Origin of the sequence: Kitasatospora sp. NPDC091207, assembly GCF_044768625.1 — a bacterium.
Taxonomy (GTDB): domain Bacteria; phylum Actinomycetota; class Actinomycetes; order Streptomycetales; family Streptomycetaceae; genus Kitasatospora.
Genome location: NZ_JBIVVS010000042.1, coordinates 31,958 through 43,778, shown reverse-complemented (window position 1 = coordinate 43,778; position 11,821 = coordinate 31,958). Strand labels below are relative to the sequence as shown.

11 protein-coding genes are annotated in these 11,821 nt (G+C 69.3%); 6 read left to right on the top strand and 5 right to left on the bottom strand.

Going from position 1 to position 11,821, the window contains the following annotated elements; genetic code table 11:
- Positions 1–883: 883 nt before the first annotated feature.
- Positions 884–1,093 carry a hypothetical protein gene (locus ACIQTO_RS36795; RefSeq protein WP_402397742.1) on the top strand — a complete coding sequence of 70 codons (210 nt, stop codon included), beginning with the start codon at positions 884–886 and terminating at the stop codon, positions 1,091–1,093.
- A gap of 238 nt (positions 1,094–1,331) precedes the next feature.
- On the opposite strand, the gene ACIQTO_RS36790 is transcribed toward ACIQTO_RS36795, so the two are convergent.
- The gene (locus ACIQTO_RS36790; RefSeq protein ID WP_402397740.1) at positions 1,332–1,682 is read right to left on the bottom strand and encodes a nuclear transport factor 2 family protein; all 351 of its coding nucleotides are present in this window, start codon (positions 1,680–1,682) and stop codon (positions 1,332–1,334) included.
- Entirely contained in the window at positions 1,675–2,286 is a 612-nt protein-coding gene (locus tag ACIQTO_RS36785) for a TetR/AcrR family transcriptional regulator (RefSeq protein ID WP_402397738.1), read from the bottom strand. Before ACIQTO_RS36785 ends, ACIQTO_RS36790 begins: the two co-directional genes overlap by 8 nt.
- A gap of 194 nt (positions 2,287–2,480) precedes the next feature.
- Here ACIQTO_RS36785 and ACIQTO_RS36780 point away from each other — a divergent pair, with 194 nt between their 5' ends.
- From ACIQTO_RS36780 to ACIQTO_RS36770, 3 genes are all read left to right on the top strand, one after another.
- Positions 2,481–2,789, top strand: coding sequence for a hypothetical protein (locus ACIQTO_RS36780; protein WP_402397735.1), 309 nt, complete (start codon positions 2,481–2,483; stop codon positions 2,787–2,789).
- A gap of 151 nt (positions 2,790–2,940) precedes the next feature.
- Positions 2,941–4,194: a hypothetical protein gene (locus tag ACIQTO_RS36775; protein WP_402397734.1), complete on the top strand. Its 1,254-nt coding sequence runs from the start codon at positions 2,941–2,943 to the stop codon at positions 4,192–4,194.
- A 169-nt stretch (positions 4,195–4,363) separates the two neighbouring features.
- Positions 4,364–5,689, top strand: coding sequence for a VanZ family protein (locus tag ACIQTO_RS36770; protein WP_402397731.1), 1,326 nt, complete (start codon positions 4,364–4,366; stop codon positions 5,687–5,689).
- Between the two features lie 227 nt (positions 5,690–5,916).
- On the opposite strand, the gene ACIQTO_RS36765 is transcribed toward ACIQTO_RS36770, so the two are convergent.
- Entirely contained in the window at positions 5,917–6,429 is a 513-nt protein-coding gene (locus tag ACIQTO_RS36765) for a hypothetical protein (protein WP_402397729.1), read from the bottom strand.
- Positions 6,430–6,752: 323 nt separating this feature from the next.
- On the opposite strand from ACIQTO_RS36765, the gene ACIQTO_RS36760 reads away from it, so the two are divergent.
- A complete protein-coding gene (locus ACIQTO_RS36760) occupies positions 6,753–7,094 on the top strand; it encodes a hypothetical protein (protein ID WP_402397726.1) in 342 nt (113 codons plus the stop codon).
- A 773-nt stretch (positions 7,095–7,867) separates the two neighbouring features.
- A complete protein-coding gene (locus ACIQTO_RS36755) occupies positions 7,868–8,149 on the top strand; it encodes a hypothetical protein (protein ID WP_402397724.1) in 282 nt (93 codons plus the stop codon).
- A 127-nt stretch (positions 8,150–8,276) separates the two neighbouring features.
- On the opposite strand, the gene ACIQTO_RS36750 is transcribed toward ACIQTO_RS36755, so the two are convergent.
- Complete coding sequence (locus ACIQTO_RS36750) at positions 8,277–8,912, bottom strand: cupin domain-containing protein (protein WP_402397722.1); 636 nt, start codon at positions 8,910–8,912, stop codon at positions 8,277–8,279.
- Between the two features lie 828 nt (positions 8,913–9,740).
- Positions 9,741–10,724, bottom strand: coding sequence for an ornithine carbamoyltransferase (gene argF, locus ACIQTO_RS36745; RefSeq protein ID WP_402397720.1), 984 nt, complete (start codon positions 10,722–10,724; stop codon positions 9,741–9,743).
- Positions 10,725–11,821: the final 1,097 nt, after the last annotated feature.

Below are 11,821 nucleotides of genomic sequence, written 5' to 3'. Positions count from 1 at the left end.
GGCGAGCTACGAAGCCGGACTCCACCTCCGAGGATCGATCATGTGGCTGAAGCACCTCACCTCAACCACATGATCCGAACCTCAAACAGCTCCTAACCCTTACCTGACATCCACCTGCACGATCAGAAGTGGTGGCCTCCAGCACGGGGCCACCACTTCCGGCATCCTCGGTCCTCCCTGCTCCGATCCTGCTGGTCTGGCCTCGTCCTTCCCACTGGCTGCGGGCCTGGACGACGACGCCACCCATCCTGCGCCGGCCATGTGACGCCGCGCTGCGGGCCGACGGGACCGCAGCGCGGCGTACCGGGGGAGCGTGAGTGCTGCGATGACGGCGTGCCGGTCGCGGTCGATGTCGGTGACGAGGGGGTGGAGGCTGGGCAAGTCATCCTGGCGGACCGCGTCGAGCCGCCGCGGAGGTCGTTCACCTTGGTGTTCCGTCAGCATGACGGCGAAGGAGCGGACGTGCCGGGTCAGGGCGTTGAGCTCTCCGCAAGCAACCGGCACTCGGGCCTGAAAGAACGGCGCTTCGGCCTCGGGGCCGGGTCGGACGGGGAGGGCTTGGTGCTGGTCATGAGGGGGTGGTACTCCTACTCGTTCCCTCTCAGGCCAACCCGGCAGAGCGGACGTCTGACGCAAGGCTGACGGGGAGGGGGCGGGCAGCATGGCCGGGATGTCGTCCGCGGGGCCACACGCGCGGTGGAGCGAGGACCAGTCGATGGTGTGGAATGCGGTGAGTATGGACGGCGCTTGCGCGCGAAGTACGTCGGGACTGCTGGATGAACTGCAGGACCGGTAGCAAAGGGCAGCGGGAGGCCCGCCGGAGTGGGACCGGGCCCGGGACCTGGTCCTGGAGCTGGCGTCCGCGCCGTGGCAGGAGCGGGAGATGATCTGGGACAGCCCGGTCCTCGCCGACGGCGCGGCCGCGCTCGCCTTCTACCTGATCGCGACGGACACCGTGGCCGCGCCGGCGGCGGTCACCAGGGTGCAGGTGGAGGCGCTGCTCGCCGTCCCTCCCGGCGGGACCGTCCTTCAGGTGTTCGTCTGCTGCAGGCCGATCACAGCCTGCCCGCCGGTGCCCCGGGCCGGATGGTGATGGACTGCCCCCGGGGCTGGGGCATCGCCTGCCAGGAAGGTTTGGGCTACGCCCTGATGCCCCGGTGCGGGCTGGATTTCTGACACCGCGCCGGTCGGCCGAGATGATTGGTTCCAACGGATGACTGCGGAGACAGTTCGCGGGTCCGCGCTCGGTCTGTGCCGACCGAGCGCGGACTGCCTCGCGCCGGACTGAGTCGGCAGGTCATCCGGGCCCTGGCCCGCCTTCTGCAACCGCCTCAGGCCGGGAGGAAGAAGCCGGTGATGTCGGCGAGGCGCCCGTCCTCGTGGTGGCGGGCGGTGCTGATGCCGGTCGACGCGGCTTCTCCCTGCCCGTCGAGCTGGGTCCAACGGGCGAGGGAGCGGTCGTGGTGTTCCAGTACCTCGTCGATGCGGAACCGGTGGCCGGGGAAGGCTCCGGCGAAGCCGGCCATGTAGGCGGCGAGGTCGGTCAGGCTGCCGACCTCGGTCCCGGGGTCGCGATAGGCGACGTCGTCCACCGCGACGGCCCCGAGGTCGGCGGGTCGGTCGGCGGGGTCGGCCGACCAGCAGGCGGCGTAGTCGTTCCAGAGCCGCTGGATGTCACTCATGATCGTCCTGCTTTCGTGGGGTCCTCAGGGAGCCGATCGACGCCATCGCGCCGTCGGTGACGTTGTGCAGTGTGGTGCGGGGCAGGCCGGCCCGGACGAGTACCAGCAGGCCCTGGTAGAGCGCGAGCAGATGGGCGGCCGTGTTGCTGACGTCGAGGTCCGGCGGCGTGTCGCCGCGCTGCCGGGCGCGGGTCAGCGCGTCGGCGAAGCCGCATTCGATCACTGTCAGGCCGTGATGCACGCCGGCGGCGGCCTGGGGGAGGGTGAACGACTCGACGGCGGTGTTGGTGAGCAGGCAGCCCGGGTCGGGCTCGGTGCCGGTCTCGATCGCCGAGGTGAAGAACGAGCGGATGCCGGCCAGGGGATCCGCCGGCTCCAGCAGGTGGACCCGGACCCGGCTCTGCACCACCTGCTCGTTGTAGGCGTCGAAGGCGGCCTGGAACAGGCCGTCCTTGCTCCGGAAGGTCCGGTACAGGCTCCCCGGGTGCACCCCGGTGGCCTCCTCGATGTCCCGCAGCGAGGCGCCGATGTACCCCCGGTGACGGAAGAGCCGCATGGCCGAGGCCAGCACCTCGTCCTGATCCCAGAGCTGTTTGCGACCCATTCCTCCGGCCTCCGTAGTTGAACGATTGCTCACAAAAATAGCACGGGCCAGAACACCAGTGCTCCAGCGCGGTTCCGTGAGCCTGCCGGATTGAGTCCGGTCGCCTGCCGCAAGGCACTTGCGGCCGCTTGCCGGGGCAGCCGGGGGACCGGCGAACGCGGGCCGGCGCCTCGCCGATGGAGCGTGGGCGCCCGGTGACCGCCGGCCACCCGGCGGCCCGCGGCGGCGGTATGTACCGCCTGGCCCTGGCCGCCACCGCCCCCGACCCGGGCGAACGCGCCGCCTGCGTCGCCCCGGCCCGCGACGTGCGCGCCGTCGCCGCCCGCCACGCCGGGCCCGACCTGCTCCGCGCGCAGTTCCTCCTCGACGCCGACGGCAGCCGGCTGCGGATCGAGGTCGGGGACCAGGCGGCCGCGCTCCCGCCTGCCGTGACCGGCTTCGGTGACGACCGGGAGGGTCCCCACCTACGGCCGGGACGGTCCCCCTGTCCGGTCCCGCAGTGACAGCAGTGTGGCTCGCACTCGGGCGTGGACGGTATCGACGGATGTGCCCTCGGTGCGTCCGGTCCGGCCGTTGGTTTGTTCGCCTGCGCCCGCTCGACTGCCACGGCTAGTGTGGGGTCTTCGGCTTGTACAACGTGCTGGAGGTGCGGGGGTGGACTTCCCGAGAAGGTCGGCACTGCTGGGCCTGAGCAAGGCGGAGTACGCGGCGCTGGCAGCGTTCGACGACACGGTCGGGGACCTGGCGCACGAGTGGCGAACGGCCAAGGCCGTCTCGGACCGGCTGATCACGATGTGCGAAGCGGCCGAGCGGCGCATCGACAACGGCACGGCGACGCTGTCCCTGCACCACGAGGCCCTGGACGAGGCGACGTCCGCGGCCATGGCCCACGCCTCGCGCCTGGAACGCCTGGCGTGGCGATACACCGCCGCGTACGCGGCGACGGGTCTGTCCATCCTGGACCGCCTGGTCGCCGGGCGGCCCCCGCTGTCGACAGCGGAACTGGAGACACTCTTCGTGGAGCCGACGGTGGGCCGGCTGCGGGAGCTGCTGGCGGTCCCAGCCGAGCACCGCTACACCGCCCGCCTCGACGCAGGCCGTCCCGGCGCGATCGAGCGCTACCGCGAGGAACGGACCACACTGCTGCGCTCGATCGAGAGCCTCTATGACAACCTCACCGCGCGCCGCGGCGAACGGCCCTGGACCCGGGCACTGGTCTCGGCGGGGCACCTGAGCGAGATGGACGACGGCGAGTACGACGAGCCGTGGGACGGCCTGGTGGACCCGCTGCTGCAACTGGCACGGCAGACCCCGTTCGAGATCAGCGCCTTCCTGGGCCGACGGCCCGAGACCGACGTGCCCGGGCCCGGCCGCCAGGTCACGAGCCTGCGGAGGATCCACATCTGCCCGAACCGCGCGACGACGGTCACCGCCGGCTTCGCGCCCGACCCCACCGCGGCCAGCGGCGAGCGCATGGAGATGACGGTCGGGGTGTGCTCCGACCACGACCCGGCCCCCCAAGCCTGGTTCGCCGGCCTGACCCCGCGCCCCGACCCGGCCGCGAGGCCCATCTCGGACACCTGCGGAGTCGCGGTCGACTACCGCGCGCCCAGCCGGGTGCTACGCGCACACGCCGACCTGTGGATCACCGCGCTGACGGGCCAGGATCCCGACGACCACCACGACTGGCCCGAGTTCCTCCAGGCCGCCGCCGACCACGTGCAGGCGGCGTCCGGCGGCGCCGGCGAGGACGGCTGGGACTCGGTGGTAACGCTCCTCGGCCAGGCCGCCAAGTTCGCGGCCGAGGGGAACCTGGCAACGGCCCTGGCCAGCCTCGGCATCGCCGAGACCGCGGCTGCCGATGCCCTCCAGACGGACTCACGCCAGGCCGGGCCGGAACGCGCATGAGCCTCCGAAAGCCGGGCGGGGACGGCCGTTGGCTGGCCGCCCAGGGGCAGAGCGCATTCGAGAACGCGCCTGTCACCATCTGCTGAACCCCCTGCCTCCTGCCTCCACGATGGGCCCGGCACCCAAGAGCCGGGCCCATCACCATTCCACCCACCGGAGCACCATCAGCATGATCCGCGCTGTCCTCAACAACGAGACCGGGCTGCTCTGGGCCCTCCCCGCCGCACTGATCGCCTCGGCAGCCCTCGCCGCGGCTGTCGCCCGAAGGCGCTCCGCCCCGCTCTTGCTGTCCATGCTCGTCGGTGCCTCGACCGCCCTCGTACTCACCGCCACGCTCTACCCCATCAACCCTGGTGCGCCGGCGCCCCTCCTGTGCACCGTTCAGCGTGATCTGATCAGTGCGATGTCGAGCACCCAGGGGCTGATGAACATCGCCCTGTTCGTGCCCGCCGGTTTCTTCACGGCCCTCCTCGTCCGGCGGCCGGTCAGTACGGGCGTCGCGCTCACCCTGCTCTCTGCGGCCGTCGAGGCGATCCAGGCCGTCACCCCCGGGGTCGGCCGTAGTTGCGACACCGCTGACCTGTGGGACAACGCCCTCGGAGCAGCGGTCGGCTGTGGCCTCGCCTTCCTCTGGAGCCGTCGGAACGGCGTCAAGCCGCTGCTCACGTCCAGGAACGAGATCGCACGCGGATCGATGGTCCTCTTGGGCGGCGTCGCAGTTCTCGCGGCCGCAGTCGTACCGTTTGTCACGGTCATCTCCGCCGACGTCACGGCGAGCACCCTGGCCGGACCGGCGCAGCGAGCAGCGGCCACCAAGGCATTCGAGGACTTCTTCGGCCCCGCGGCCAAGACCAAATCCATCCAGTACATGGCCGGCACCTTCGGCCAGCCAGGCATCATCCACGTCACAGGGGAAACGGGAAGCCTGTCCCTGTCCTGGCCGGGCGGTGAACCGACCACCGGACTCGTCGGGCCCATTCCCGACCAAGCTCCGGGTGAACTCACCGATGCCGCGGCGGTCGCCTCGGCCACTCGATTCGCACAGGTCCACTTTCCCTGGGCACTCGCCGGCAGCTCCACCGGCACCGACGCGCAGCCCGATGCCGGTGGAGCCAAGACCGTCCAGTGGCGTTCCCGCGTCGACGGCGTCCTCATGCCGATGCGCCTGGACATGCTCGTCACCGGAAGTGGGCAGGTCAGCTCGTTCTCCGCACGGCATGTCGAACCCCCTGTCCTCCCGAAGACGACCGTCACCGAGCAGACCGCGCGCACTACCGCGACCGCCGCGCACCCAGGGGCTGTCGTCACCAGCGCAGAACTTCTCGCCGAGGCCGATCAAAGCGGCGCTTGGCACCCACGCTGGATGATCAGCGTGATGACGCCGGAAGGCGAGCAGAAGGCCATGCTCCTCGTCGTCACCATCGACGCCAACACAGGGGTCACCGTCCCAGGAACTTCCGCCGGCGGACTGTTGAACCACGCCCAACCGCAGTAGGTCTTCTGGCAGGCCGAGGCGACCCGCTCATCAGCCGGCTCTCCGCGTCGCGGACAGCCGGCTGATGAGCGGCCGGCATCGAAGATGCCTGTCACCCGACGTACTGGCCGTCACGTACCGAGAACCTGCCCGCATAGGCTCCGAGAAGGGCTTCCGCTGGGGCGGATGTCCCACCCTCGCCGCATGGTCAAGACCCGAGTGGACGTGTGCGGTGAGCGCATCGGACGCTACCAGTCACAGACGAACCTGAAACTCCCACCTTTACTCTCCTCGTGGTACAGCATGGCCTGAACCGAACGATCCCGTGGCTCTCTATCTGCAAACTTGACGAGAGTCTCCTTCATGGGGACGGGCAGCGCTTGGTGGGCCTTTCGAAATTCCGAGTCGGGATTTGCCACAATGATTGCGAACGCCCTGTACAGAAGCGTCCTTGCAGGGACAGCCTCGCGGAAGTCCCGCGTGTTTGCCCTAGTCAGCTGGACAGCTGCCAGACCGTCACGGGCGATGCTCGCGTTGATAGTCCCTACCGCGAGGGTTGCCATGCGCTTCGCAAAGGCCGAGAGAATGTCGGAAGACCGGGGATGGATGACGCGAAGAGTTTCCGCCAGAAAACCGGGACCGGAGGCGGCCCGCATGAGCTCCTGGATGGCTCGGTCCCGTTCGCTGGGCATCTGGATCGGCCCATATCCGTGGGCCCTACGCACGTCAAGGGATCGCTCCTGTGCCTTTGTGAGGTGCATACTGCTCAATTCAGCGGGGGCGAAGGTGGAGCGGAGCCGGGACGTCGGGGCGGACGAGCTCGCGCGGGACCTGGCCGAGCTCGCCGGCGACTACTGCGGTGCCGGCGAGCCCGCCGAGCCAGCTCCGGCCTGTGCGGGTGGGCGGTGGCCGACCTCGACCGGCTCCGGCGCGCGTTGTCCGCAGCAATGTGGATTGTCCGCCGCTCACCTGGCCCATAGCCAGTTTCGCGTTGATGGACAATCAAGCGATGCTGCACTGTCGGATCTCCACCGGGCCCGAGAGCTTGGACGGCTCTCAACCACCTGCGGAGAAGAGGACCTTCATGTACCTCAGGAAGATCGCGGCCGTCGGCCTGCTCGCCCTGGCGTTCACCGGCGTCGGTGTCGGAACGGCCGGCGCGGAGAGCGCCGTCATCAAGGGCGCCTACGGTTACTACGACCCCAACAAGCACATGTTCGGTATCGGCGACACCGAGCCCGACGGCAAGTACGTGTACTTGGAATGGAGCATCGACGGTTACCGGAAGACGCCGTTCTACAACTACAACGGCAACGGCACCTGGCGGGACGTGACCCTCTCCTCGTCCCTGTGGGGACACCAGATGCAGTGGCGGATCTGCCGCGACGGCGGCCCGTGTTCGTACTGGTACTGGGAGAGGGTCTGACCGGGGGCGCGGCCGTTCGTCAACGGATCGCGCTCCACCGAGACCTACAACGTCACCTCGCTGCTCACTGAGGCCGGCCGGGCCCACGTCGTCCACGGGTCGCCACCAGCTGACCCAGTCCCCAAGACCGGGCCTCATGTCCGTCCCGGACCAGCATCATCGGAACCCACCAAGGTCCCGTTTCCACACGTGGAGGCGGTCCCTTGGTGGGGCTGTGACGGAACGTCGGAAACCGGGCGTAGTCGCCGCACTGTGGCCGCCACCGTGCGGCGACTACGCCCGGCTGCTGCGGGGCCTGCCCTCCCGGTTCCCCATGCCGCGGTCCCGTGGACGTCCAGAATTACCGGTCTCCTGCCCCTTGTCTTGTTCGCGGACAATTCAGGTTGTCCGCTACCTGCTTGGGGATTTCCGTTCCTTTGTTGATGGACAATCGGGATGGGCGACATTGTGGAGTCTCCAGCAGCTGGGTCTTCGGGCAACCAGGAAGCGCGAGGAGCAAAGCGCTTCGGCGACCCGGACGAGTCCGACCATCCATTGTTCGACGACGGTGTTGGCGGCCGCAATCTCTCCGCCTTTGCAGATCGACAGAAGGAGTGGAATCAATGGTCTGAAAGGCGGCCTGAACGGCCGCGTGCTTTCTAGTATCGGCCGCCGGTGCTCTCCGCCCCTCTTTCGACGTTTCCAGTCAGCCTTGCCTCTTGTTCTTTGGGCTGCCCAGTGAATGTCTGAGAATAGCCGCATCCATTCCCGTACAGAACAGAGAGAAGAATGCCATGCGCGCACGCAATGCAGCTCTGGGCCTCGCTACGGCACTGCTGATAAGCCTGAGCGGAGGGGTCGCCGAGGCGGTCACGCCTGCCGCGACGCCGACTGTGACTGGCTCTGGCTTGATAATCGACAGCTACTACTCCTTCAACAACAGCGCGGAGCGCGCGGATGCGGAGGTACGTTGCGGTGCGCGTCTGGGATACGGCGTCGCCCAGGGCTGGTGGTACAACGGATTCTGCAAGGACATCAGCTCCTTCACCATGGCCCTGTACGTCTTCCCCAAATGATCACTTCAGGATGAGATCGGCGTGGCGACCGGTGATGAATGGGGGCGCTCGAACAGGGCCTGATGAGGGCTTGCTGATCTCGTTCCTGATGATCTGTTGGAGCGGATAGCTCTCTCATGTCCACCGTTCAGCATCCGACAGCGGTAGCCGCGGCAGGTGCCGCTGTCGGATCGGATCGGATCGGATCGGGTCGTGTCGGCCGGCGGAGGGTGCTGCTGTACCCGCCCGTGATGGGGTCCCCTGAAGTGGGCGAGGCAGGTCCTGGAGGCCGCGCTGCGGCTGCGGTTTCGAGGGTGGCGCGCCGGAGTGGGCTGTCGATGTAGTGGTTGTCGTATTGCTCGGAGGAGTTCTTGATCTCCTGAGGGCTGGCTTCGCGGCGCGTCACCCGGCCGAGGAGGCGTGGGTAGTCGAGGCGGGGCATGTCGGGCGTGAGGACGAAGAGCACGTCGGTCTCGGAGTCGGGGGCAGCGAAGGCGGGTGGGGTGTGCCCCGGGGGCAGGAAGTCGCCCGCGCCGAGGGCCTCGATCTTGTCCTTGACCAGGACCTGGAGCGTTCCGCCGATCACGAAGAACAGCTCGGAGGCCCGGGTGTGGAGGTGGGCCGGGGCGTCGACGGTGTCCTTGGCGAGGGTGGGGCGGTAGCTGGTGATGGGGTTGCCGTCGCTGCCGCGATCGGCGAGCGGGGTTATCACGCTGCTGGGGTCGCTGGTGGCCTCGGCGATGGCGGCGCGGGTCAGGACCGGTTTTGGCGGGGCGGCGTTCATGGTGGTTCCCTCCCGTATCAGGTGGTCCCGGCTCCCTGCCGTGGCCTCGTGATGATCAGTCAAGTCCAGGAGTCAACCGCCAGAATGGTGCATCTCTAGAGCAAGATGATGGGTCAATTGACGTCCGGGGAGATCGCGTTCTTCGCGCGCCCGACCGGATCCTCGGGCGTCGGGCCTTCCGGGTTCTCGGTGGCCGGCGCCAGGTCGAGGGAGACGAACCGGCGCGTCCGACGCCCGTAGCGGTCGACGGCGCCGGTGGCAGCGTTGCCTGTCGCGGGCTGGCGGGGCTGGCGACCCTCCCATTCCTCCCGGCGGCCGGCCTGGCCCGGGTACTACCTCGATGGCCCGCCCCGGTGGTCGGGGTGGGCCATCAGGGTGTGGGGTGGTGGTGTCGGTCAGGGCCTGGTGCTGGGGGGCTTTCATCAGGGGGCGGGCTTGTCGTCCGGGTCGTTGATCGGCCATCAGTTGTCGCTGCCCGCGCCGTCGGTTTCCAGGTCCTCCGGGTCCTCCGGTTTGGCGACGTCGGTCGGGAGGCTGTGCGGCATCCTGGCGACGTGCGGGGTTCGGGTGGTGGTTTGCGGGTCGTTGGCCCGGGTTGGCGAAGCCGGCCTGGCCGGTGTCGGTGAGGATGAACGGCAGCCGGGGGAAGGCCGGCTTGCGGCGGCCCTGCGCCGCCTTGACGGTCCCGGCCCCGTGCCTGGAGCCGTGCCCGGTCCCGTGCCTGGTGCCGTGGACGCGCTGACCGTCGGTGTGGTCCCGGTCGCCGTTCGCGCCGTGCTCCTGGGTTGTCTGCGGCCGCCATGGAGCCGGTCCGGGGCGCGTGTTCGGTCAGCCCGCGATGGTGAGTTGCATCAGGGCCTTCGCGGTGTGCATTCGGTTCTCCGACTGGTCGAAGACCCGGCTCTGCGGGCCTTCGAAGACGTCGTCGTCCACCTCGCAGATGTCCGGGAAGGTGATCGCGGTCTCGGTGTCCTGGCCGTGGAAGGCCGGGAGGCAGTGCAGGTAGACGGTGTCGGCCCGGCCAGTGGAGGCCATCAGCCGGGCAGTGACCTTCAGTTCCCGAAGGAGGCTGATCCGTTCCCGGGTCTGTTCCTCCTCGCCCATGGACACCCAGACGTCGCCGTAGACGGCCGCGGAGCCGGCAAGCGCGATCCCGGCGTCGGCGGTGACGGTGATCGCCGCCCGGTCCGACTCGGCCTCCGCCAGCAGTTCGGCGATGCGGTCCGGTGCGGGCTGGAGTTGCTCGGGAGCGAGGATCCGCAGGTCCAGGCCGAGCTTGGCGGCGGCGACGGCCAGGGTGACCGCGGTGTTGTTGCGGCCGTCGCCGACGTAGGTCACCGGCAGGCCCTCGAGGTCGCCGAAGTTCTCCCGCAGGGTCAGCAGGTCCGCGAGCACTTGGGTGGGGTGGTAGCTGTCGCACAGGCCGTTCCACACCGGGACGCCGGCGTACTCGGCGAACTCGGCGACGGTGGAATGCTCGAAGCCGCGGAACATGACACCGTCGAAGACCCGGCCGAAGACCCGGGCGATGTCCCGCACCGACTCCTTGATGCCGAACCGGATGTCCTCCCGGCCGAAGATCTCGGGGTGCGCGCCGGACTGCGTGGCCGCGACCACGAAGGACACCCGGGTCCGACAGGACGGCTTGAGGAATATCAGCGCGATGTTCCTGCCGGCCAGCACGGGCACACGCTCGCCTCGCCCCGCACGCTCCTTCAGATCGGCCGCACGCTCCAGCAACTCGGCGATCTCAGCCGCGCTGACGTCCCGCAATGAGAGCAGGCTGCGCCCCTTGAGTGTCGAGATCCCCATCTTCGCCTCCGGTCCAAGGATGAATAAAATTGCATGGCGATGCTAGCAGTTGCATCTGTATGCGACAATGGTCGGGCAGGAGGTGGGGAGGTGAGCGCGGGTTTGTCGCCACAGGAGTTCCGGGGCCGCCGCGGGTCGTGGCCCGATCTCGCCCGAAGGGGGAGCCCGACCACGACCTCCGGGTCGAGCACGGCACACCGCGGGGGCCGTCATCGAGGTTCCCCCGCTCCGGGGGACGCGGTGATCGGCCGGTGGGCGTGGTTTGACGGGGTTTCAGACTCGTATGATTGGCCGTCGCGTGGTTGGCGTGGTGCTTTCTCGTACTCGATCGTCGACGCGTGACGAAAGCCGCGCGAGGCTGGTGCCCGGGAGGCCTGAGCGGAGGCGGCGTCGCCGGAGGCGGACGAGCCGGACGGCGGAGCTTTTGTCGGCGGCCAGGGCAGCGTCGCTGCCACCGCCGGCCTTCTCGCCAAGGGCGGCGCCGGGTACCTGACCGCGTTCTCCATCGAGGCCGAGCACGCGCCGCCCGGCCGCGGCTCGCTCTTCGCCGACCTGGTGCTGCGCGATGCCGGCACCGGCGGTCGTGTGTGCCTTCCGGCCAGGTCCCGGAGGGGGAGAGCGCCCGGGAGTACGGGCTCAACGGCCGGTGGACCCGCCGTCCCGGGGCCGCTGCTACGCGTACAGGCGCATCGGCTCCCGGGTCAGGTTCTCCACGCTCCGGTAGTAGGGCGAGCCGGGCGTCCCGGAATCCCGGGGGCTGGGGCCGGCGGTTCGGCCGGAAGAGGGCCTCGAGGTCACCGGGCCGGTCGGTGGCGCCGAGAGCGGCCTCGCCGAGCCGGTTGACGAAGAACGGCTGCTGCGGGTCGCCGGGGATCCAGCCCCGCTGGAGCGGCTCGGCGGGGATCGCCGCCACCGTGGTTCTGACGTCGTCCGGCAGGGCGAAGAAGGCCTGCACGGAACCGTACATGTCGGCGATGGCGTGATCGGGTTTTGGCGTACCCGATCACGACGAGGAACCCGCTGTTACGGAAGGTGTCATCCACGGCCTCCGCCGCTCGGCGGCGGTACGCGGGACCGGCCGGCGGGTCCCGTTCCAC

Bases quoted from the DNA above. Each gene is read 5' to 3' on its own strand.
- ACIQTO_RS36785 (WP_402397738.1), bottom strand. From the start codon at position 2,286: ATGGGTCGCAAACAGCTCTGGGATCAGGACGAGGTGCTGGCCTCGGCC.
- ACIQTO_RS36790 (WP_402397740.1), bottom strand. From the start codon at position 1,682: ATGAGTGACATCCAGCGGCTCTGGAACGACTACGCCGCCTGCTGGTCG.
- ACIQTO_RS36755 (WP_402397724.1), top strand. From the start codon at position 7,868: ATGCGCGCACGCAATGCAGCTCTGGGCCTCGCTACGGCACTGCTGATA.
- ACIQTO_RS36770 (WP_402397731.1), top strand. From the start codon at position 4,364: ATGATCCGCGCTGTCCTCAACAACGAGACCGGGCTGCTCTGGGCCCTC.
- ACIQTO_RS36765 (WP_402397729.1), bottom strand. From the start codon at position 6,429: ATGCACCTCACAAAGGCACAGGAGCGATCCCTTGACGTGCGTAGGGCC.
- ACIQTO_RS36750 (WP_402397722.1), bottom strand. From the start codon at position 8,912: ATGAACGCCGCCCCGCCAAAACCGGTCCTGACCCGCGCCGCCATCGCC.
- ACIQTO_RS36795 (WP_402397742.1), top strand. From the start codon at position 884: ATGATCTGGGACAGCCCGGTCCTCGCCGACGGCGCGGCCGCGCTCGCC.
- ACIQTO_RS36760 (WP_402397726.1), top strand. From the start codon at position 6,753: ATGTACCTCAGGAAGATCGCGGCCGTCGGCCTGCTCGCCCTGGCGTTC.
- argF (WP_402397720.1), bottom strand. From the start codon at position 10,724: ATGGGGATCTCGACACTCAAGGGGCGCAGCCTGCTCTCATTGCGGGAC.